19 protein-coding genes and 1 pseudogene are annotated in these 20,567 nt (G+C 52.5%); 13 read left to right on the top strand and 7 right to left on the bottom strand.

The window, feature by feature from the left end; all coding sequences use genetic code 11:
• A complete protein-coding gene (locus PsW64_RS19120) occupies nucleotides 1–861 on the top strand; it encodes an ATP-binding cassette domain-containing protein (RefSeq protein ID WP_057463858.1) in 861 nt (286 codons plus the stop codon).
• A 131-nt stretch (nucleotides 862–992) separates the two neighbouring features.
• Entirely contained in the window at nucleotides 993–1,400 is a 408-nt protein-coding gene (locus tag PsW64_RS19115; protein WP_057463857.1) for a GFA family protein, read from the top strand.
• A gap of 2 nt (nucleotides 1,401–1,402) precedes the next feature.
• On the opposite strand, the gene PsW64_RS19110 is transcribed toward PsW64_RS19115, so the two are convergent.
• Nucleotides 1,403–2,599, bottom strand: a complete 1,197-nt coding sequence (locus PsW64_RS19110; RefSeq protein ID WP_063293032.1) for a benzoate/H(+) symporter BenE family transporter — start codon at nucleotides 2,597–2,599, stop codon at nucleotides 1,403–1,405.
• A 290-nt stretch (nucleotides 2,600–2,889) separates the two neighbouring features.
• Here PsW64_RS19110 and PsW64_RS19105 point away from each other — a divergent pair, with 290 nt between their 5' ends.
• Entirely contained in the window at nucleotides 2,890–3,885 is a 996-nt protein-coding gene (locus tag PsW64_RS19105) for a UDP-glucuronic acid decarboxylase family protein (protein WP_063304597.1), read from the top strand.
• A 26-nt stretch (nucleotides 3,886–3,911) separates the two neighbouring features.
• Here the strand turns inward: PsW64_RS19105 and PsW64_RS19100 are convergent, their stop codons facing one another.
• The 3 genes from PsW64_RS19100 to PsW64_RS19090 all read right to left on the bottom strand — a co-directional run bounded on the left by PsW64_RS19100 (nucleotide 3,912) and on the right by PsW64_RS19090 (nucleotide 6,506).
• Nucleotides 3,912–4,571: an SDR family NAD(P)-dependent oxidoreductase gene (locus PsW64_RS19100; protein ID WP_063304596.1), complete on the bottom strand. Its 660-nt coding sequence runs from the start codon at nucleotides 4,569–4,571 to the stop codon at nucleotides 3,912–3,914.
• A 69-nt stretch (nucleotides 4,572–4,640) separates the two neighbouring features.
• Nucleotides 4,641–5,570 carry a nuclear transport factor 2 family protein gene (locus tag PsW64_RS19095; RefSeq protein ID WP_063304595.1) on the bottom strand — a complete coding sequence of 310 codons (930 nt, stop codon included), beginning with the start codon at nucleotides 5,568–5,570 and terminating at the stop codon, nucleotides 4,641–4,643.
• 12 nt (nucleotides 5,571–5,582) lie between these two features.
• Nucleotides 5,583–6,506, bottom strand: a complete 924-nt coding sequence (locus PsW64_RS19090) for an alpha/beta hydrolase (RefSeq protein WP_063304594.1) — start codon at nucleotides 6,504–6,506, stop codon at nucleotides 5,583–5,585.
• Nucleotides 6,507–6,775: 269 nt separating this feature from the next.
• On the opposite strand from PsW64_RS19090, the gene PsW64_RS19085 reads away from it, so the two are divergent.
• The 6 genes from PsW64_RS19085 (at nucleotide 6,776) to PsW64_RS19060 (ending at nucleotide 11,272) form a co-directional block, all read left to right on the top strand.
• Complete coding sequence (locus PsW64_RS19085; RefSeq protein ID WP_063304593.1) at nucleotides 6,776–7,402, top strand: class I SAM-dependent methyltransferase; 627 nt, start codon at nucleotides 6,776–6,778, stop codon at nucleotides 7,400–7,402.
• A 197-nt stretch (nucleotides 7,403–7,599) separates the two neighbouring features.
• The gene (locus PsW64_RS19080) at nucleotides 7,600–8,208 is read left to right on the top strand and encodes a TetR/AcrR family transcriptional regulator (RefSeq protein WP_057462420.1); all 609 of its coding nucleotides are present in this window, start codon (nucleotides 7,600–7,602) and stop codon (nucleotides 8,206–8,208) included.
• A 148-nt stretch (nucleotides 8,209–8,356) separates the two neighbouring features.
• Entirely contained in the window at nucleotides 8,357–8,950 is a 594-nt protein-coding gene (locus PsW64_RS19075; RefSeq protein WP_057462421.1) for a TetR/AcrR family transcriptional regulator, read from the top strand.
• A 61-nt stretch (nucleotides 8,951–9,011) separates the two neighbouring features.
• Nucleotides 9,012–9,425 (top strand): Ohr family peroxiredoxin, encoded by a 414-nt coding sequence (locus tag PsW64_RS19070; RefSeq protein WP_082596691.1) that lies wholly within the window; start codon nucleotides 9,012–9,014, stop codon nucleotides 9,423–9,425.
• Between the two features lie 47 nt (nucleotides 9,426–9,472).
• Nucleotides 9,473–10,504 (top strand): NADP-dependent oxidoreductase, encoded by a 1,032-nt coding sequence (locus tag PsW64_RS19065; protein WP_063304592.1) that lies wholly within the window; start codon nucleotides 9,473–9,475, stop codon nucleotides 10,502–10,504.
• Nucleotides 10,505–10,594: 90 nt separating this feature from the next.
• Nucleotides 10,595–11,272, top strand: coding sequence for a type 1 glutamine amidotransferase domain-containing protein (locus PsW64_RS19060; RefSeq protein WP_063287799.1), 678 nt, complete (start codon nucleotides 10,595–10,597; stop codon nucleotides 11,270–11,272).
• 171 nt (nucleotides 11,273–11,443) lie between these two features.
• On the opposite strand, the gene PsW64_RS19055 is transcribed toward PsW64_RS19060, so the two are convergent.
• A complete protein-coding gene (locus tag PsW64_RS19055; protein WP_208980882.1) occupies nucleotides 11,444–11,992 on the bottom strand; it encodes a TetR/AcrR family transcriptional regulator in 549 nt (182 codons plus the stop codon).
• Between the two features lie 94 nt (nucleotides 11,993–12,086).
• Here PsW64_RS19055 and PsW64_RS19050 point away from each other — a divergent pair, with 94 nt between their 5' ends.
• On the top strand, nucleotides 12,087–13,406 hold the full coding sequence (locus tag PsW64_RS19050; protein WP_063304590.1) for a DJ-1/PfpI family protein: 1,320 nt from the start codon (nucleotides 12,087–12,089) through the stop codon (nucleotides 13,404–13,406).
• A 140-nt stretch (nucleotides 13,407–13,546) separates the two neighbouring features.
• On the opposite strand, the gene PsW64_RS19045 is transcribed toward PsW64_RS19050, so the two are convergent.
• Nucleotides 13,547–17,407, bottom strand: coding sequence for an autotransporter domain-containing protein (locus PsW64_RS19045; RefSeq protein ID WP_208980881.1), 3,861 nt, complete (start codon nucleotides 17,405–17,407; stop codon nucleotides 13,547–13,549).
• A 337-nt stretch (nucleotides 17,408–17,744) separates the two neighbouring features.
• Between PsW64_RS19045 and PsW64_RS19040 the strand changes: the two genes are divergently transcribed.
• The 3 genes from PsW64_RS19040 to PsW64_RS19030 all read left to right on the top strand — a co-directional run bounded on the left by PsW64_RS19040 (nucleotide 17,745) and on the right by PsW64_RS19030 (nucleotide 19,715).
• Nucleotides 17,745–18,083: an MbcA/ParS/Xre antitoxin family protein gene (locus PsW64_RS19040; protein ID WP_082831182.1), complete on the top strand. Its 339-nt coding sequence runs from the start codon at nucleotides 17,745–17,747 to the stop codon at nucleotides 18,081–18,083.
• Nucleotides 18,080–18,808, top strand: coding sequence for an RES family NAD+ phosphorylase (locus PsW64_RS19035; protein ID WP_244277305.1), 729 nt, complete (start codon nucleotides 18,080–18,082; stop codon nucleotides 18,806–18,808). The genes PsW64_RS19040 and PsW64_RS19035 overlap by 4 nt, the downstream gene beginning before the upstream one ends.
• A 151-nt stretch (nucleotides 18,809–18,959) precedes the next feature.
• Entirely contained in the window at nucleotides 18,960–19,715 is a 756-nt protein-coding gene (locus tag PsW64_RS19030) for a hypothetical protein (RefSeq protein WP_208980880.1), read from the top strand.
• A gap of 63 nt (nucleotides 19,716–19,778) precedes the next feature.
• Here the strand turns inward: PsW64_RS19030 and PsW64_RS19025 are convergent.
• A pseudogene (locus tag PsW64_RS19025) lies at nucleotides 19,779–20,417 on the bottom strand (3'-5' exonuclease).
• Nucleotides 20,418–20,567: the final 150 nt, after the last annotated feature.

Below are 20,567 nucleotides of genomic sequence, written 5' to 3'. Positions count from 1 at the left end.
TTGAGCACGAAAGAGCCAATCTTATCCGTTCGCGACATGCGGGTGGAATTCAAGATCAAAAAGCAAAATGCTTTGCCTTGGCATCAGCCAGACATTCTGCGGGCCGTTAAAGGTGTTTCCTTTGATCTGGCAGAAGGCGAAACCCTTGGCATCGTGGGTGAATCCGGCTGTGGGAAGTCCACTCTTGCCCGTGCGATCATTCGTATGATCCCATCTCAGGGCGGCGAAGTGTTCTGGCAGGGCCGCGACCTGATGAAGATGAACGAGAAAGACCTTCTGGCGACCCGCAAGGAAATCCAGATGATCTTTCAGGATCCTCTCGCATCGCTTAACCCGCGCCTGACTGCTGGCCAGATCATCGCGGAACCGCTGAAAACGCATTATCCGAACACATCCAAGGATGAAGTGAAGAAGCAAGTGCGTGAGCTCATGGAGAAAGTTGGTCTGTCCGCACGGATGATCAACCGCTATCCGCACGAGTTCTCTGGCGGGCAGTGTCAGCGTATCGGTATCGCGCGTGCGCTGATCACCAATCCTAAGCTGATCATCTGCGACGAGCCTGTTTCCGCGCTTGACGTATCTGTTCAGGCACAGGTGGTGAACTTGCTGATGGACCTGCAGAAAGAGCTCGGCCTGTCCCTGCTGTTCATTGCACACGATCTGAGCGTGGTGAAGCACATCAGTAACCGCATCATGGTTCTTGAGTTTGGTGACATCGCTGAGATCGGCGAAGCCCATGACGTGATCCACAATCCGCAGAGCCCTTACACCAAAGAGCTGATCAATGCGGTGCCGATCCCTGACCCTATTGCAGAACGCAAACGCATCGCGGAACGTCGTGCGTTGGAAGCAAAAGCCTAAAAGAATTTGTATCCTGGATACAACAGACGGCGGGGCAAATGCCCTGCCGTTTTTTTATGTTTTGCATTTGAAGACCGACGCTGCCACATTGCCGCTCCAACCAATTATATCTGCCCTTCAAGGCCATCATTATGCGCGAAACTCATAAAGGCTCCTGCCTGTGCGGGACCGTTCAATTTCAGATTCAAGCCACCTTTAAGAAGTTCTATTTCTGCCACTGCAGCTATTGCCGCAAAGGAACCGGCTCCGTTCACGGCTCCAATCTCTTTTCCTTTGATGCAGACTTCGCCTGTACCAGTGGAGAGGATTCCATAAAGTCCTATAATGTGCCGTCCACCCAGCACCGCAGAAGCTTTTGCGAAGAATGCGGCTCTCCAGTGCCGACACATGACCGAGAAAACAACTTCCTCGTTGTGCCTGCCGGGTCACTGGACACACCTGTCGATACCCAGCCGACCGCGCACATCTTCATGGCCAGCAAGGCAAATTGGGATGATCATCTGGAAGACGTCACGAAGTTTGATAAGTTCCCTGAGTAGTCCTAGGCTTTGTCTGTAACCTGTTCACTCGGCGAGCCCTTCTGCTTCCAGTCCATCCAGAACTTAAGCCCCATACCGACCAGAAGCCCCCAGAATGCTGCCCCAATGCCAAAGAAGGACAGACCGGACGCAGTGATCAGGAAGGTCAGAATGGCAGGCTCACGACTTGGCGCGTCTTTCAGCATGCTCTGAACCGAGACGGTGAGTGTTCCAATCAACGCCAGTCCGGCAACACCGCCAATCAAAATGCGCGGTGCCAGTTCAACCACACCGACAAACCCGGCAGAGAAGATGCCGAAGATGATATAGACAACTCCCGCAATCACTGCGGCCCAATACCGCTTTGCAGGGTCTTTGTGAGCATCCTCATTGGCACATATGGCAGCAGTGATGGCAGCAAGGCTGATCCCGTGCCCGCCAAATGGTGCACTGAGGACGGAACCAACACCTGTCCAGCTGAAAAGCGGCCCGGGAACGGGCTGATACCCAAAGGAACGAAGGATCGAGACACCCGGAATATTCTGGGACGCCATTGTGACGATATAGATCGGTATGCCAATCCCAATCAAAGCAGAGAGTGAGAACTCCGGTATGACAAACACGGGAGCTTGCACCAGCTTCAGCGAGGTAAGGCTTGAGGTATCTGCATGGAAATAAAGCACAACAAGGAAGGCCAACAAAGCAGCTGGAACGGCCAGTAACTTGTTAATCTGCCCCGCAACAAACCATGCCAGCACAACAGGCAAAGCGAGGGCAGGGATCTCGGCCACCGCTTCAAAGGGTACAAGACACAGTGGCAGGATGACGCCTGCCAGCATGGCTTGGGCCAGAGTAACCGGGATCAGGCCAACAATGCGGCCCAGAGGCTTCCAAAGCCCAGTTATGACCACAAGCAACCCAGCAAACACAAAGGCACCGACAGCGGCTGCAAATCCGCCCTCTGGAAGACCGGAGGTCGCCAACAACGCGGCACTGGGTGTGGACCAGGCGACGGAAATGGGCACACGCTTCCACAAGCTGAAGCCGATACCGCAAATCCCCATGGCGATGGCAAGTGCCATAAGGCCAGAGGTTGCTTGTTCTGCACTTGCGCCAACCCCGCTCAATCCATGCAACACAATGGCAAATGAACTGGCGAACCCAACAAAAGCAGAAAGAATACCAGCGCTGGTCGCACTAGCTGAAAGGGAGGAAGACATTAGGGCCCTGCAACAAGCTGTTGGCGTGAACCTCTCAAATTTGGGGAACAGAGAAGCCGCGCGAGGCGTGAGGAGATCTACTGGTAATGCTAACAGCCATGGTGCTGTGAGCAAGCCTTCAACCAGCACATTTATTTGAATTTTGCTCAACAAACACGTGTAGGGCATCATCCCATTGAAAATACTATAATTTATCAGGACCCAATTATCGGGAGAGGTTTTTCAATATTTACGTCCGAAGGCAGCCTGATAGGCTTTTCCAATCTTTGGCGGTATTGCGGATTGGCCTCATGTTCTCACTTGATGATCGGCGCAGAATTCTTGTGACAGGAGGTTCAGGCTTTCTGGGCTCCTATCTCAGTGAGACCCTTTTGGAGGCAGGGCATGAAGTGCTGTGCCTCGATAACTTCTTCACCGGCACCCGCATGAATGTGGAACATTTGCTGGATCACAAACGGTTTGAGCTGTTACGACACGATGTGTGCCAGCCGCTGTTTGTTGAGGTGGATGAAATCTACAATCTCGCCTGTCCGGCTTCTCCCGTTCACTATCAGTTTGACCCTGTGCAGACCACCAAGACCAGCGTGCTTGGTGCCATCAACATGCTGGGGCTGGCAAAGCGGGTTAAAGCCAAGATCCTGCAGGCCTCCACCTCTGAGATCTACGGTGATCCGCAGGTCCACCCGCAGCCGGAAGAGTATTGGGGCAACGTCAACCCCATTGGCGTACGCTCTTGTTATGATGAGGGAAAACGCTGCGCAGAGACGCTGTTTTACGACTACTACCGCCAGAACAACATCAACATCAGGGTCATGCGGATTTTCAACACCTATGGCCCGCGTATGCACCCCAATGACGGGCGTGTGGTTTCCAACTTCATCATGCAAGCGCTGACAAACAAGCCGATCACTCTGTATGGCGATGGCATGCAAACGCGGTCTTTCTGTTACCGGGATGATCTGGTGGACGGGATGATCAAACTGATGAATGCACCGGATCACATTTCCATGCCGGTCAACATCGGCAACCCCAAGGAATTCACCATCAAGCAACTTGCAGAGCTTGTGCTGGAGCTAACCGGGTCCAAGTCCCGGATCATCAGGGAGCCTCTACCTCAGGATGATCCGCTCCAGCGCAAACCTGACATCACCCGCGCCCGGGATTATCTGGGCTGGTGCCCAACCACAGAGCTGCGCGAGGGTTTGGTCAAAACTATCCAATACTTTGAACAGCTTATGTCCAAACAAGGAGAGACAGAGGCAAAGAAGCTTATGCCTGCGGAGTAGGGTAGCTCTTTCGCAAATGCAGTTTTCTACCACCCCATCGGGTGATGGTCGCTGAAGAATCCGCCATTTGGTCCGGCTTCTGACAGTGTGGCGAGCCATATTCCGGTTTCGGCACCTTGCTCTGGTGTCCGTGGCGCAGTTTCACCGCCCATTCGGGTTGCGACCCATCCTGGGCACATGGAGTTGATCTTCACGCAAGACGGCAGTTCGCGTGAAAGCGCAAGGGTTAGGGCATTGAGCGCTGCTTTCGCCACGCCATAAGCGCCGGGGCCAGCCAGCCCTTCAGTGAAAGACCCCCAGTTGGAGCTCATGTTCACAATGCGCCCGTATTGCCTGTCGATCATAGCTGGAGCCGCACGTCGGATCAGGTGATACGGACCATGCACCATCACTTGCATGCTTTGCTCAAACTGTGCAGGGTTTTCCAGCATCGGCTCTTCATAGAGAACACCTGCGTTGTTCACCAAAACATCAATAGTCCCAATATCATCAAAGGCCTGTTCGATGGAGCGCAAGTCCGCAACATCCAGATGCACATGCCCGCAGTCAAGCTGCTTGGCAGCTTCCGCGCCTGCTTCCGCATTGCGCGAGCCTATAATGACGTCAAGGCCTTCTTTTTTCAGTCCTTTTGCGATGGCATACCCAATGCCCCTGTTACCACCGGTAATCAACGCACGTCTGGCCATCTGGCACCTCTGATCAGTTCACACCAACATTCACTGCAATTAAATAAGTAATTCATTTTCATATTATCATCAAGGCTCGCCAATGAGAAAGTGATCCGGGTCTCTTCCCTCATCCAAGTCGTAGGCAAAGCGGAAGGGTTCTGGGTTAAAGTACTCGCGATAATACTGAATTTTACCATGAGGCACGTGGAACAAGCCGCCATAAATCTGGTTGTATTCCCGTCCTGTGGTCAGAATCTCGACCTCACCCGTAAACTCCGCAAAGAGCCATTCAGGCGACATCATTGGGTAGAATTTCAGGTTGGAGGTGAAATCCGCTTCTCCAGCATTTTCCGGCCACGCGCTGTAGTGCTTGATCAGGTTGGCCTTGCCTTCCACCACATCTGGAAAGCCATCAGGCGAGTAGGGCATATCTTGCACTGCCCTTTCAGACCAGACATCGGCAAGAGTCTCCATATCCTTATTTTCCAAAGCTTTGAGGAACTTAACGACAGCAGCTTGCGCCTTGCGTCGTTTCAGGAAAGCAGGTGGATGGGCTTTGGCTCTGTTCTTGGCTGTCTCCAATATATCACCATTGCCATTCTCACTCTTCAGCACAAAACTATGCTTGAAGATACGCCAGTGATTGCTGCGCTTATGCAGGCGGAACTGATAGAGGCCCTCGACCTCCCAAACCTTGTCACCGACATACAGCTGCCCCGCAACCGAGCACGAGGCGTTGGCGATGCCTTCCTCGATGCGGATATTGAAATCATTGAGAGAATGGCGCATCAGGTCGAACCCCGGCAGCAGCTCTGCCCAGTCCATCAACTGTTGTTCCCGCGTCTTCTTATGCGCTGTGCCACCAAGCAGCGAGCTGTAGTCCATCTCCACGTGGTCGCTATAAAGCAGGCCAAGGCTCTCATAATCCCCCCGATCAAAACAGTTCACAACGCCTTCCAGCACCGTGGTTATGGCGGCGGTGTCTTTTGCTGTTTCAAGGTCGGACGGGTCGCTCATCGAAGATCCTGCTCAAAGCGTGGAAAGGAAGTGTTCAGCGACAGCTTCCAAAGCCCGGTCAATGGGTTGGGTCTTGTCATAAAAGTCAAACTGGCGGACATCCTCAAACCACAACGTGGTCGCCCGGTCACCCATACGTCGCGCAAACTCCTTTGCGCCTTTGGGGATCGCGGCAGCCTCACTATGCACAATCAGCGTTGGTTGATTTTGCTTGTCCGCCGTGTGCACACCATCAAACGTCAGCCATGCCTCCCACGAGGCCAAATTGAACTTGTTGTCAAACTCCGGGATCAGACCGCGGTCTTCCTCGGTGTAGTACTCCACGTCAAACATCAGTGCGGTGTCATCAACTTTACTCGCGGCTACAATGTAGCGCGGCTCTTCATGGGTCAGCGCATCGCGGCCCACCTTCATCAAGCTGCTGACGCCTTCCACACCGCCGTAAACCTCTGAGATAATTTCCGAATTATGAAGCCAGGGAGCAACAAGTGCCAGTGAGTGAACGTGCCGGTTTCCACCTGTTGCAGCGCTCATGTACCCTGCTGAAGCGCAAATTCCCAATCCACAGATCCTGTCCGGATTCACATCCGGGCATCGACCCATGAAATCAATAGCCGCGCGGATATCATCCGTCTTGCGGGCAGGGTCTTCCAGATACTTGGTTTTGCCATCATGCGCAGAAAGACCCCAGCCACGAAAATCGAATGCCAGCGCTACAAAGCCACGCATGGCAAGCTCAGAGGCGTAAAGACCTGCCATCTGCTCTTTCACTGAAGTCCAAGCTCCGGTGACCACAACCCCGGGAAGCTTGCCATTGGGCGGTCTTTTTTTCGGGAGGTAGAGATCTCCGTGCAAGACTTCACCGTGACACTCAAACTCCACGGGCCGAACTTCAACCTTGTCCAGATTATTACCGAGCTTCTTCCTCTCAGGCATTGGCTGATCCTTGGTTCTTTGCGCAATTGTTAAAGACTAGGATCAACCAAAGACCAGAACAGGACTTTAACAGGCAACATGGGCTTGTCCGCATCGTAAAAACGTAACTGCACGAACACTGCAAAATCGCTTAAACTCCTAGCAGACCAGAGCCGGACGCTGGGTCATTCGCACAATCCATTGATTGTAGTTTAGAATTATCTAAATTATATATTGCTTTCTTAGCCGGCTACTCCCATATGAGCCGTGTTGCAGAAACGAGGCCTGAGATGAACGAGAAAGTCGCGCACTGGAATGCGGTTTATGATGCTCGCGAAGAAGAGTATCTGACCTGGTATGAGACCCAGCCAACACTGTCTTATCAGCTTGTCACCCAGCATCTCAAACTTGGCGAAACCTTCATTGATGTGGGCGGTGGCGCTTCCAAATTGATAAGCATACTGCACGCTGCGGGCTATGGACCGCTTGCCGTTCTTGATATCTCATCTGTCGTGCTGGACGCTGGCAAAGAGCGTCTTGGCGGCGTTGCGGATGATGTAGAGTGGATCAACGCGGACATTACCACCTGGACACCAGAGAAGACCTATCAGGTCTGGCATGACCGGGCTGTCTTCCATTTCCTCACGGAGATTGAAGACCAGAAAGCCTATATAAACGCGCTGGTTAAGGCTGTTCCCGTTGGTGGCACTGCAATCATCTCCAGCTTTTCTGAGGATGGTCCTGAGAAATGTTCCGGCCTTCCTGTGCAGCGGTACTCTTCGCGCACACTTGCCGCGAAACTCCAGGCGCTTGCGCCGGGTGTCTTTGCGCTGACAGACGCACAAACACATACTCACATTACGCCAAAGAAAAACCAGCAGAATTTCCAGACAAGTGTGTTCGAGCGCGTTGCGTAATATGTAAAAGACCGACTTGAGAACCCTGTAAGCCCCTATTAGAACGGCGGAATTCAGCAAGCGATCTATATTTATCAGAAATCATAGATGGCGATTTACCATCATCTTGGCAAAATGTTGTCCCATCATGTGTTTCTAATCAGACTGCTTGCAGAGTTGAGTATGTAGCAGGCGACGATTTGGGAAAGAGGCGAATTATGAGTGATACGAACAGGTCCCACTCCGAGTATTCAGAGGACTTCCTTGTACCTGCTTCCAAATCTTCCATTCTCGAAGCCGCTATAACCTGCTTTGAGAAGTTCGGTTACTTTGAGACCACTTACGCTGATATCGCCGCTAACGCTGGCCTGAAGGTAAAGGATGTAACGCAGGTCTTTCCTACGAAAGATCAGGTACTTGCTGAATACATCACCACCTATGAAGATGCCCTGCGCATTCAGTTGGATGACCATGACAAGGACGAGGAAACGCAGCTGCAGCAGATTTACTTCATCTGCAAAACAGCGCTGATTTTCCTGCGCACTCACAGGGTGATCACCGCCATCTGGTTTGAGTTCTATCGCCACAACGTGGCCAAGGTGGTTCTGCGCCGCTTCTTCGGGCAGATCAAAGCCCGGCTTTCCGATCTGGTCAAGGAAGGCATAGAGCAGGGTAACATCAAAGAGAAAGACGAGCACGACGTGGTGGAAGCTATAATCGCTCTCGTCGAAGGGACTTTGATCATTTCCCGTCTTGAAGAGTCGACAGACTTCGAACAGCGCTTCGACAATTCATGGTCGATCATGGAAGAGGGGCTGCGGGCATAACTCAGCCCCGGCCTTCACCTCAATCATAAACAATCCCCGCTGGTCCACTCAGGGAATTACCCGCATTGAAGTCCTTGTGAATAGACGTCATAAGGGATATTCCGAAGTGGGCTAGACGACCGGTCTATTTTTAATTAAAACACACCATATGAAGATGAAGAAAAGCGAAGCCACAAGACTACACATCTTGGAAACCGGGCGTAAGTTGATAGCAGAGCAGGGTTTTTCCAGCATGGGCCTGAGCGTACTGTTAAAAACCGCCGGCGTTCCTAAAGGCTCATTCTATCATTACTTCGAGTCCAAAGAGCACTTTGGTTGCGTACTCGTCCAACAATACCTAGATGAATATATGAGAAGCTTGGATGCCCTGCTTGCGACAGAGGCTCTGAGCATGCGTGAAAAGCTGTTCCAGTACTGGCACCTTTGGGAGAACTATCAGCACTCCGAGGATGCATCAAAGCACTGTCTGATCGTAAAGCTGAGCGCGGAAATAGCAGACATTTCTGAAGATATGAGAGAGCTGTTGGCCCAGATGACCACCAGAGTAGAAAAACGTTTAGGCGACATCATAGAAGCCGGCATCAAAGACGGTTCTATGGCACCCAAGTTAGAAGCCAGAATGGCCGCTCAGGTGCTCTACCAGATGTGGCTCGGCGCCAGCCTTATCGGAAAAGTTACACGAGATAAGAAACCACTCCAGAAAGCACTGGAGGTCACAGAAATAATGCTACCTGCTGCATAACGCCATCAACCCGTATGAACCCTAGTCCATCAGACGCCAGTCCAAAATCTAAGGTGAAGATATGAAAGTCTTCTATGACACTGACACTACAGCAGAAAACGGACGCTCCGCCAAACCGACGTTGAGCGACGAAGCTGCTAAAATTCGAGTGACCCCTCCAGGAGTTGAAGGCCCTGGCATTACACCGGAAGAACTCTTCGCAGTGGGTTATGCCTCTTGCTTTGAGCATTCGCTAAAAATGGTTTCCGGACACAAGGAATACCCGTTGAACTCCATTGAAGTGCGTGCAGAAGGCAATGTTATCGAGAAAGCAGAGGGTGGATATGTGCTGGACATTGACCTGCACCTGGAATTCTCTGGTTTGACCCGTGAGCAAGCCGATGACGTGATCCAGACAGCACACACGCTTTGCCCGTACTCCAACGCGATTTGTGGCAATGTTGATCTGCGCGTTTACACCAAGCTGAATTCATAAAATATAATAATAACAAAGCATTACTGACATTAATTGAGGAACCTGAAATGCCGCAGAATACCGAAGTGAACCGCCAGATTGTGCTGGCGGAACGCCCTGTCGGGGCTCCAACATCCAAAAACTTCCGTCTTGAAGAAGCCGCTATCCCGGCACCGGGTGAAGGCGAGATGCTGCTGCGTACGGTTTATCTGTCTCTGGACCCGTATATGCGCGGTCGTATGAGCGATGCCAAATCCTATGCAGATCCGGTTGAAATTGGCGATGCTATGGTCGGCGGAACTGTTTCTGTCGTGGTGAAATCCAACCTGAAGAACTTCAGCGAAGGCGACTGGGTGGTGAGCCTGGGTGGTTGGCAAGACTACTCAATTTCCAACGGCGAGATGGTTTTCAACCTTGGCAATGAGCCAGCAATGCCATCCTGGGCACTGGGTATTATGGGCATGCCGGGCTTCACCGCCTACGCTGGCCTATTGGAAATTGGCGAGCCGAAACCGGGTGAAACCATTGCTGTTGCAGCAGCTTCCGGCCCAGTTGGCGCAACCGTCGGCCAGATCGGCAAGATCAAAGGCTGCCGCGTTGTTGGCATCGCGGGTGGTGCGGAAAAGTGCAAGCACGCCGTTGATAACCTTGGTTTTGACGTCTGCCTTGACCGCAACTCTCCAACCTTCGCACAAGACCTGAAAGCCGCCTGTCCGGACGGAATTGACGTTTATTTTGAGAACGTTGGCGGTGCTGTGTTTGATGCGGTCTTGCCGCTTCTCAACGCAAATGCCCGTATTCCGCTGTGTGGATTGATCTCTCAATACAACGCAACGAGCCTGCCGGATGGCCCGGATCGTATGGGCCTGTTGATGGGCACTTTGCTGGTGAAGAAGATCCGCATGCAGGGCTTCATCATCTTTGACAGTTTCCCAAATCTTTACCCTAAATTCGCAGCGGATATGCAGCAGTGGATTGCAGAGGGTAAAGTGAAGTACCGCGAGCAAATGGTAGACGGTTTGGAAAATGCGCCGGAAGCTTTCATGGGCCTCCTGGAAGGTAAGAACTTCGGCAAACTCGTCGTAAAAATCGGCGACTGATCTCAAAACGAGAAGAACAAAAACAACACGAACACCAGTGCCACGGCACTGGTGGCTACTCCCCCTATGCCTGCTGAAAGGTAGATCACAATGAACGTGCTTATGGTCCTCACATCCCACGACAAGCTGGGCAACACAGGCGAAAAGACCGGCTTCTGGCTGGAAGAGTTCGCGGCCCCTTACTACGTCTTCAAAGACGCTGGCGCGACAATCACTCTGGCCTCTCCTGCTGGCGGACAGCCTCCACTGGACCCGAAGAGCGACCTGCCGGATTTCCAGACTGCCGCAACTGACCGCTTCAAGGCCGATGCAGCCGCAAACGATGCTTTGGCCAACACCGTGAAACTAGACGGTGTTTCTGCTGATGCATTTGATGCTGTGTTTTACCCGGGTGGCCATGGTCCGCTGTGGGATCTGGTAGACAACACAGCCTCTATCTCTCTGATCGAGCAGCTGTATTCCGCTGGCAAACCTGTCGGTGTTGTCTGTCATGCCTCTGCCGCACTGGTCAACGCTAAGGCTGCAGATGGCTCTGCGCTGGTCAATGGTAAGAAGGTCACCGGCTTCTCCAACACAGAAGAAGACGCTGTGCAGCTGACCGATGTTGTGCCGTTGCTGGTGGAAGATGCCTTGCAGGAAAAAGGCGCGATCTATGAGAAGGGCGCTGACTGGGGTTCTTTCATTCTGGAAGATGGCAATCTGATTTCCGGCCAGAACCCGGCTTCCTCTGAAGCTGCGGCAAAAGCAATTCTGGCGCGCTTGAGCTAACCCTCCAGCGTACCTCGAACATGAGAACCGGTGCGGAGTTATGCTCTGTGCCGGTTTTTTACTGTCGGCTCCATGACGGGCATAAGTCCCGCTAGCTCAGTTTGCGTTCCTTTGTGCGTTCGTTTGCGTTCTTTACGTTTTGCGTGCGTTGCAAAGCAAAATAAGCCGCTCTTACGCAGCCTGCCTGGCACCCAGCAGAGCTTTGACCACCGCCTCCATCTTTTCGGAATAATCCTTCGCATTTGCAGAGGTAACAAAGACACCTTTGGCAGCCAGCACGAGGACCATGGTCGTCTCTGCAGGAGAAGGCGAGAGCTGCTTGCTTTCAATGAATTTTTCTAAGCAGTTCTCAAAGCGGTCGATGGGTGTTTCTGCTCTGGATGCGACAAGCTGTAACCCGCCCTCCAATATGTCAGCCCCATGAGGCGACTGGCAGACCATCGATACATGATCACCACCCCACCGCTCGAACGCCTCCAGAATAGCGTCCAGCGCAGCATCGGGTGGTGCGTTGTCCAACACGGCGATGGCCGTGTCATTCACCTCAGACATAAACTCCAGCAATGCCCAGTCACGCACATGATCTTTCGTCTTGAAGCGATTGTACAGCGTCTGCCGTGTGACCCCGACAGCCTCCGCCAGATCACTCATGGTTGTCTTGTGAAGGCCGTAGTGGCTGAGCAGCTCGACCACGGGCTTGTAGTTGATCATCGATACCATTTGACTCTTTTTACATTTTTTATATAACTTGTCAAAATTGAATGACGAGAATCTTTGGTTGGGCTCGCCCCACTGAAGGAAATGGAGTGTCCCCATGAAACGCTATCGTATTGGTTATGTTGCAGTGCCGGGCTTCAATGAATCCGAACTTGGCGAAATGCAGGCCGTTCTGGGTATCAATCCACTCAATCGCTCCAGCATTATTGGTGCGACCACAAAACCAGTAACTGGTCAGCATGGTCTGACCCTTGTGCCGGATCGTGTCTTTCAAGACCGCACACCACTCGATGTGCTGGTCATTCCAGACATTCCGACAGCAGCGCAGGATGACCCCGCCTTCCAGGCTTTTCTGACTGATCAGTGCTCACGGGTTGCCTACGTGGTCGCCTCAAGCGGCGGCGTTCTTGCGCTTGCCAAGGCCGATGTGTTGGAAGGCAAAACTGCAACCGCAGATGATCAGGGAGCAAAATTACTGGCAGACTACGGCGTCAAACCAGTGTTTGAGCGCAGGGCAGTGGTGGATGGCAAATTTTACACCGCAGGCCATTCCACAGGCATGATCGAAGCTGCCTTCATGGTGCTGGAAAAGCTACGCGGCACCAGCTTTGCCAAGTTTGCAGAGCTGACACTGGAATATGACCCGCACCCTCAGTTCACCGCTCACACTCCAAAAAAGCCAGTGGATCTGACAGCTGGCGATGCTCCAACCATCGCTATGGCGCTGCCCTCAGGATGTTATTTGCCAGACTTCCTGGGGGCAGTGGACGTTTTGAGTGCGTTCCCCAACTCTAAGCTTCATGTGGTCTCTCACGACAAAACTCCAGTGCAATGCTTGCTTGGCCCCAAGGTCGTGCCAACAACCACCTTTGCCACGTGCCCGCAGGTCGACTTCGTCATCATGGGTGCAACACAGCCAATGCTGCTGAAAGACAAGGAACTGCTGGATTTCATCCGGCGACAGGAACCTGCTGCAAAAGGCATGATTTCCGTCTGTGCAGGAACATTGGTGTATGCAGCAGCTGGCATTTTGGATGGCAAAACAGCCACTTCCAATTTCCATCACACCCCGCTGTTGGACAAGCTCGGCGCAAAATCCAGCGGAACAGAGGTGGCGGTTGATGGCAAGTTTTACAGCGCGGGCCCTGCCATCGGCTCCTATGAAGTCGCGCTGAAAGCAGTCCGTGACATGTATGGCATAGATGCCGCGCACCACATTGAGCAAAACGTGCTGGAATACGCACCCAACCCCGTCTTTGGCGTCGGCTCGCCAGAAAAGGCAGGTAAGTGGCTAGCCCGTATCAGCAAATACCTCATCGCAGCAAGCTTACCCTTTTATCTGAGCGCAGGCCGCAGAGGGGCCAGATATGTCAAATCTCAGGCATCAACGCGGCTTTTGAAACCAACAAGCACTTGATCGGCCTTTGACCCTATCGCTTTTCAAAGACAACGGAACACTGAGTGAGTTGGCCGAGTGTACACTCCACACCCTACGCTTCCCTTGGCCAGCAAGCATACTGGAGCACTCAAGCCGCTCCAGTATGCACTCCCGTTTGATCAGAATTTATAGGATACGCGCCCGAAGAAGGCTGTATTTCGGGTGTTTTCGCCGTACTCTCCCAGCACACCAACAGAAGCCCCAAAGTTGCCTTTGGAGTATTCCAGTGAGGCAGAGGCACGCGCCAGTGTCTGGTCAATATCGCTGGTCACAGACGCCTTACCGTTTGCACCTGAACGCAACACATCCTTAAACCCGCCATCACCCAAAATCTGACGCAAGCCAGCACGCAGATTGGCTTTCAGCTCACCCTCCTGCACCTGATATGTGCCTGCCCAACCGAGGGAGGCATCAACTGAGAACTGGTGATTGTTGATAGCGTCATAGCTCACATCCGGCACGCCCTGATTGTCGACGCCGAATGCACCGCGAGAGTGCCAAAGATGGCTCAGTCCAACTTCCGGCATGAAGGTGTTGTTGCCATACTCCCAGATGTACTTGGCCGCGACACGGGTCAACAGGTTCTGGCTGTCATAGGTCTCGCTCGCCTGTGCTGAACCATCCTTATAGGTATTGCTGGTGTGATAGAACGTGCTTTGCCCGGTAAGCAGCACCGCATCTTTGCGATATGCGCCCTGTACACCAAAGCCATAGGTATCGACCGTTTCTTTGGCTTGATCATAGATACCGTTGAAATCCAGTGCACTGTGACCGTAAAAGACGTTCGCTCCAACAATCAGATCCGGCGAAACGACACGGTTGTAACCTGTCACCACACCTGTGGTGCTGGCAGAGTAGCCCAGATCACCATCCAGATTTTGCTGATAAAGATGAAGAGGGGCTGCATAAAACACACCATACTGCTCGGCCAGATGCGGCTGGTCTGCCATATCAGCGACAGCTTTTTCTGCATCCGATGCTGGCTTACCGTCATAGGCCAGCAGCAAACCTTCTCCGCTGGCGCTGTCTCCCTTTAACATCAGGTCGGTCAACAACCCTTCACCAATGCGCTGCGTGGCATCAATCACCCCACGCTGCTGCTGCGCGACCAGCTGGGGACTGGAGACTTCCGGCGCATATCTGAAGATCACCTCTTGATTGGTGGTACCCCAACTGCTTTCAACAGCCTCAGCACTCCAGCCATGGCCAACAACACCGCTTGCATCCAGTTGAGTAAACTGCTGAACATCCTGACCATCAACGAGATCAGGGATCTCATAGGCCACATCTATCTTCGTCGAGTTGGAAAAGTGCACATGCAGGGTGGCATTGTTGAACGTCACATTGTTGGGATCATCCGCCTGAATGGTCCCACTGAAGTTCTCATCCAAATCATCCCGGAAGAGGATGCCATAGGAGTTTACGGTCAACGCATTTGATCCGGCATGCACCTGATAAGCCTGGGACCCCGCGCCGCCAGTTGCGGTCGTCACAATCAAACCGCTGTTGTTGAGGGTCGTTGCGCCGTTGAGCACAACACCATAGGCGAGGGCTTTATCCTGCATTCCGTTGGCCGTACCAGCCGTGGCAGAAACTTCAATCAGGTTTGTATTGGTGAACTCACCTTCAACACCATAGCGTGTGGTGCCATTTACATAACCGATACCGAAGGCACGTGCTGCGCCGTTGGCTTTCACCGCATTCGGGCTTTCTGCTTTTCCCCCAAAGGCCCGTACAAAAATCGTCCCACTGTTGGCTTCCGCATCCCCCTTGATCCCGATCGCGAGACCTTCGGCATTTGCGGTTTTGTCGCCTCCCGTGGTGGCGGTTTTGCCTTGGGCTAGTGCTTCGATCCAGCCTTTGTTCTCACCGCCAAGTGAGCCATCAAGACCTGACACGTCGGCATAGCCATAAGCGTTACCACCCACTGAACTTGCAGTTCCGCCAGTTGCCTTCGCAACAACGACACCTAAATTATCGGTAGTCACATTCGGGTCGGTGTTATGAATGCCGTTGTAGACACCAATCCCTTCAGCAGACGCACTCGCATTTCCGCTGCCCGTAGCTGTCGCAGTGCCGCCATCAGTTAACGCAAAGATGCGACCTTTGTTGGTCCCACCAAGTGCACCAAAAATCCCCATAACGCGGGTCGTTGTTGAAGCATGGCTGTTTCCCTCAGCTTCAGCCGTCCCACCAATGCCTACAGCTCGAATCAAACCAGAGTTATCTTTAGTCAGCCCATTGTTGTTGCCATAAACATTTGCACCCGCTTCGGCGGAAGTAGCGCCATTGGCTGTCGCTGTCCCGCCCTGACCAAATGCAATAACATCGCCGCTGTTGCTGCCGTTTATGTAATCATTGACACCAACAGCAATGGCAATTGCATCAGCACCATTCCCCGTGGTCCCATCGCTAATCGCGGTTCCGGCAAAAGCTTCAACGCGAACTACACCAGAGTTGTCGCCTTCGAGCCTGTTTTCGAGACCAAAAGCAAACGCATTGGCGTTGGCTATGAGGCCAGAAGCGGTTCCGGCACGAGCACGAATATCAATCTCGCCCGAATTATCGTCATTCAGGTTGAATTTTGTACCAGAGGCTTGAGCAGACGCATCCGCATTTCCGTTTCCAGAGGTCGCCTTAGCATCCCCCCCGGCAGCATTCACGAGAATAAGACCGCTGTTCGCTTCGATATTTCCGCTCACACCCACTGCCAGTGTTTTGGAGTTCGCAGCAGCACTGCCGGTCGTCTCTGACTGACCAGCACTTGAAATCACGCTTATCCGGCCCGTGTTACCAACCTGAAGATCTCCCTGGATGCCATAGGCATCAGCAGCGGTTATGGCTTCGCCATCCGCTGCGGTCGCTGTGGTGTATCCGTTATCAGCATCGACAAGAATGAAGCCACTGTTGCCTTCAACATGACCCTTCACGCCCACCGCAAGTGATTGAGAATTTGAAGCAGCACTACCGGTCGTCTCTGACCGACCAGCACGTGAGGTCACGTCAATCTGACCCGTGTTACTCCCTTGAAGATCTCCATGGATGCCATAGGCGTCAGCAGCGGCTTTGGCTGTTCCACCTGCTGAGATCGCTGTGCCATTTCTGTTATCAGCATCAACAAGGATAGTCCCGCTATTCGCTTCCGCATCCCCTTTTACGCCGATAGCAAGAGCATATGCATCAACATCTCCTGCACCTTCAGAGGTAGCCTGACCTCCTTTCGCGAGAATGCTGATCAGACCTTTGTTGGCCCCTTCAAGATCGTTGTCGATGCCAGTGATATCGGCATCAGCATCCGCGGCGCCTGAGGCGGATACAGCTATTCCAGCATGGCCCTCAACCTTGATGGTGCCGATGTTGTCTCCCTCAACATCCAGATAGGTGCCAAAGCCCTCAACGCTCGCATCTGCCTTGCCGCTTCCGTTGGCTGTGGCCGAACCTGCCTGAGCATAACTGGAAAGCGTTCCCAGGTTGTCGCCCATCAACCGGCCATCAATGGCCTTCACATTCACTTTTACACTGGCTTTGCCAGTGCCCGATGTGGTTGCACTTTGACTGGTGCCTTTGACCGAGATTGTCCCGATATTGTCTATTTCCAGCGTACCTTCAACACCATCAATGGTGATCGCTGCATTCGCACCGCTGTTCGGGTTTGCACTGCTATCCGCAAGACCACCGCTGACTTCAACAGCAATCTCACCAGAATTGTTCTGGGTAATATCGCCTTTAATGCCACGGATGGTTATTTCTGCACTCGCATCATTCCCGATAGCCTCGCCGCCGGTCACACTCACCTGCAATTGCCCGGAGTATTCTGCGATTGGGCCAGTGATCACTTGCGTGTCCAGCGCAGCATCGTTGGGCGCGGTCTGAGGTGCAGTTATATGAACCGTCTGCGCCATAAGCGGTGCTGCGATGACGATGTTTGAAACAAGCGCAAATATGGAAACACTGCTCAAACTGCGAGATTTATAAGTCACGGCCCCACCCCAACTATTTTATATTCGTATTTTTATCGATAATTATAGATACCCCTCTCACACATCAAGGCGGACGCTTGGTCATCCACGCCTATATTAGTTATTGCGTATTTTAGGATGTACTCCATTAAACTGCTACTTTAGGTTTTTTATATTTCTGATTTCGCGTATGCCCAGGTTCAAATTCTTGACATTTGACGCCAAAATCATAATATGGTGCCATATGTCATTGCGCTATTCAGCTGGTTTGATGAGAGGGAAGATGCCTAGCCTTCGTAAGATTGAACAACCTCTGGCTCCCGGTGGACCAAAGTTTACCGAGGAAGAAGTGCATGCCATGCAGCGGGCGGTGATCAACTTGTTTGAGCGCTGGCAGTTGACGGATGAGCAGGCCACTTTGCTGCTGGGAGACATTGCCAAGCGCACCTATCAACGCTGGAAGACCAGACATTATGGCCGTGTCAGTGTGGACCTTGCGGCGCGCCTGTCCAATCTGCTTGGTATTCACAAAGCGCTTCGCCTGCTGTTCAGTGATACCAACCGCGGGTATGGCTGGGTGAAACGCGCCAACACTGACTTTGACGGCAGATCTGCCCTTGAAATTATGATGGGCGGACAACTCACGGACTTAATGCGCGTGCGCAGATATCTTGATGCGCAGCGAGGCAACTGGTGACCACATTAACTTTGGTGGAGACGGACCTGAAAGCTCCTGAAACACATGTCAACTGGCCCAAATATTATCGGTTGGTCAACTCGGCCTACCCACCCATAGATTTGTTTGAAGACATTGCCGATCCCGCAGATTGGGAACTTTTGGCCGCTGCAGAGAGCCGCACCAATCCGCGCCTTGCAGAAACCATCGGCAATCTAGATCTTGTACCCGTTGAGCGGCGGGTCAATGGAACGGGGTCTTCCTATCTGATGGCACCATTCACCCATGCCTCTCCTGACCGGACTGGCCGTTTCCATGATGGGTACTTCGGCGCTTTTTATGCCGCCAAATCTTTTGACACCGCGCTGTTCGAGACTGTGCATCATACTGGAAATTTCTATGCCGCCACGCAAGAGGCACCGGGCTGGATTGCGCAGATGCGCGAGTTGATCGGCAGTGTTGAGGCTAAACTTGCTGACGTAACTGATCCTCGTTTTGAAGTTCTGCTCCACCCGGATGATTACAGCGCCTCTCAGGTCTTCGCACGCAAGCTGCTGGAAGAGGGCGGTGATGGCATTCTCTACCCAAGTGTGCGGGACGAGGGCGGTTTGTGTATTGCCGCGTTTTATCCCGACGTGGTGGAAGCTCCACTTCAGGCCCGGCATTTCAGCTATCACTGGAGCGGTGAGGCAATTGATATGATCAAGGACCTGAACTCAGGCGAAGTCTTCGAGATCGCTGATTAACCGCCAACACCTTATAAAACAGAGTAAAATTTCCACAAAGATTCCGCAACGTCAGAAACTGCGGTTTTGCGCCTTTCATTTCTGAAAAGGACAGCGCCACGCAGGTTTCGCGCACTAGCATCGCACTATTGATTTTATAAGGACAATAATTGTGAGCTTTTTCAGCAGTAGCGGCGGAACCTACAGCTTCTCCAACTACAGCGTTGCAAAGTATATAGGCAATGGGTCATCGTCGATCAGCACACGAACCAATCAGAGCGTTTTGTCGCTGGATGATGAGTCGAAAGACAAGACAAAGACGCCTGACTTAAAGCCGACCCCGGATACTGCCGTTGATGCGCGTGCCAAGCTGACCGATCTTTATGGCGACCTTGATACGACCTCCAGCAAGTACAAGGATGATATCGAAGCGTTTCGTAAAGACATCTTTGATGATCTGGAGTTTGACCGCGAGACCCTCCACCTGATCGCTAGCAATGAAAACGGCTATTTCTCTGATGAAGAGATAGAGGCCGCAAAGCAAGTGATGCAAGAGCAGCTTGACGAGATCCTGAAGAAAGACGCTCCCGAGGCTGGACCGACTGCCGACAACTATCTGTCTCTTTTGAAGTATCTGGAGGAAGAAACCTCCGCAGAAGAGCAAAAGTCCTTCGAGTGGGCAGAAAGCAAAGCCAGCGCTCAGGCTGCTTATAAACGACTATCCGGTGGTAAGGAGAGCGTCCTCTTTTCAAATGATCCTGTCGTCAACTTGCTCACCAAAGCCCATGAAGACCTGTTCGACGCGCAGAAAACCAATCCTGACGCAAAACTGGAATCCATGTCCGCTTACGATTCCGCTCAGTACCAATGGGAACGGAACAACAACAGCTACAACGCTTACACCTCACCGGATGCCTGGTGGAAGTAATATCGCAATAGACCATATGATCCCTGCCGCAAACAGTGGCAGGGATCTCAGCCTTCATATCACCTAGGCCAAGCCTTCCAGTTCAACACCACCACGCTCGAACTCAACCTGCGAAAGCCGCCCATTTCTTAGAAGATGCTGAATGACGTAGGCGACTGAGAGAGCATCGTCCAAGGCATCATGCCCTCGTAAAGGGGGATGTTCCAGCTCGAAGTAACCAGCCAGATCATTACTGCGCGTCCGCTTGATATCGTCGTAGGGCATTCCTGCTGCGAGCATCAGTTTGCAGGCGTTGTCGAACTGATGCGCGGGAATGGATGGCTGGATGCCAGCAACATAACAACTGATCGCCATCATATTCAGCTCGTCTTTGCCCCAGGACCAAAGCGTGGCGCCATCGGCAAATGCATGCAGCTGATCGTTGCCCTCCTGCAATGAGACGCCTTCACTATCAATCGTCTCTTGCGTGATACCCGTGAGTTTACTGAAGAACGGATCAAGTTTGTACCTGTCGCCATAGCGATCGACTGGATTGATATGGACCCTAAACGTTTCGACGAACTCAAAGCTGCCATCGAGCTATAATTTCACGGCTCCAATCTGCGCGATGACCGGGTCGGGATCAAACGGGGCACACCAGAACCTGCGTTGAGCCCCTTCGGATGTCAGGAACTCACAGTCAAAGACCACTGCTGTTTTCATGAATGCCCCACTACATTAATTCTGTGGCTTAGCCGCTACGTAATCAAAGCTGTTTCCGATCCTATTGGCATTCCGAAATCACCACAACAGAAACTCTCATAAAATGCGGAGAGCAGACCTGTCTCGCTGCGGATTACTTAACAGCACAAC

Source organism: Pseudovibrio sp. W64 (genome assembly GCF_001623145.1).
Classification (GTDB): domain Bacteria; phylum Pseudomonadota; class Alphaproteobacteria; order Rhizobiales; family Stappiaceae; genus Pseudovibrio.
The sequence above is the reverse complement of the archived record's forward strand: the minus strand, read 5'-3'. Positions and strand labels throughout refer to the sequence as shown.

Coding starts and splice junctions, on each gene's coding strand:
- PsW64_RS19105 (WP_063304597.1), top strand. CDS start 2,890: ATGTTCTCACTTGATGATCGGCGCAGAATTCTTGTGACAGGAGGTTCA.
- PsW64_RS19080 (WP_057462420.1), top strand. CDS start 7,600: ATGAGTGATACGAACAGGTCCCACTCCGAGTATTCAGAGGACTTCCTT.
- PsW64_RS19065 (WP_063304592.1), top strand. CDS start 9,473: ATGCCGCAGAATACCGAAGTGAACCGCCAGATTGTGCTGGCGGAACGC.
- PsW64_RS19075 (WP_057462421.1), top strand. CDS start 8,357: ATGAAGATGAAGAAAAGCGAAGCCACAAGACTACACATCTTGGAAACC.
- PsW64_RS19095 (WP_063304595.1), bottom strand. CDS start 5,570: ATGAGCGACCCGTCCGACCTTGAAACAGCAAAAGACACCGCCGCCATA.
- PsW64_RS19055 (WP_208980882.1), bottom strand. CDS start 11,992: ATGGTATCGATGATCAACTACAAGCCCGTGGTCGAGCTGCTCAGCCAC.
- PsW64_RS19085 (WP_063304593.1), top strand. CDS start 6,776: ATGAACGAGAAAGTCGCGCACTGGAATGCGGTTTATGATGCTCGCGAA.
- PsW64_RS19100 (WP_063304596.1), bottom strand. CDS start 4,571: ATGGCCAGACGTGCGTTGATTACCGGTGGTAACAGGGGCATTGGGTAT.
- PsW64_RS19060 (WP_063287799.1), top strand. CDS start 10,595: ATGAACGTGCTTATGGTCCTCACATCCCACGACAAGCTGGGCAACACA.
- PsW64_RS19050 (WP_063304590.1), top strand. CDS start 12,087: ATGAAACGCTATCGTATTGGTTATGTTGCAGTGCCGGGCTTCAATGAA.
- PsW64_RS19090 (WP_063304594.1), bottom strand. CDS start 6,506: ATGCCTGAGAGGAAGAAGCTCGGTAATAATCTGGACAAGGTTGAAGTT.
- PsW64_RS19040 (WP_082831182.1), top strand. CDS start 17,745: ATGCAGCGGGCGGTGATCAACTTGTTTGAGCGCTGGCAGTTGACGGAT.
- PsW64_RS19070 (WP_082596691.1), top strand. CDS start 9,012: ATGAAAGTCTTCTATGACACTGACACTACAGCAGAAAACGGACGCTCC.
- PsW64_RS19115 (WP_057463857.1), top strand. CDS start 993: ATGCGCGAAACTCATAAAGGCTCCTGCCTGTGCGGGACCGTTCAATTT.
- PsW64_RS19110 (WP_063293032.1), bottom strand. CDS start 2,599: ATGTCTTCCTCCCTTTCAGCTAGTGCGACCAGCGCTGGTATTCTTTCT.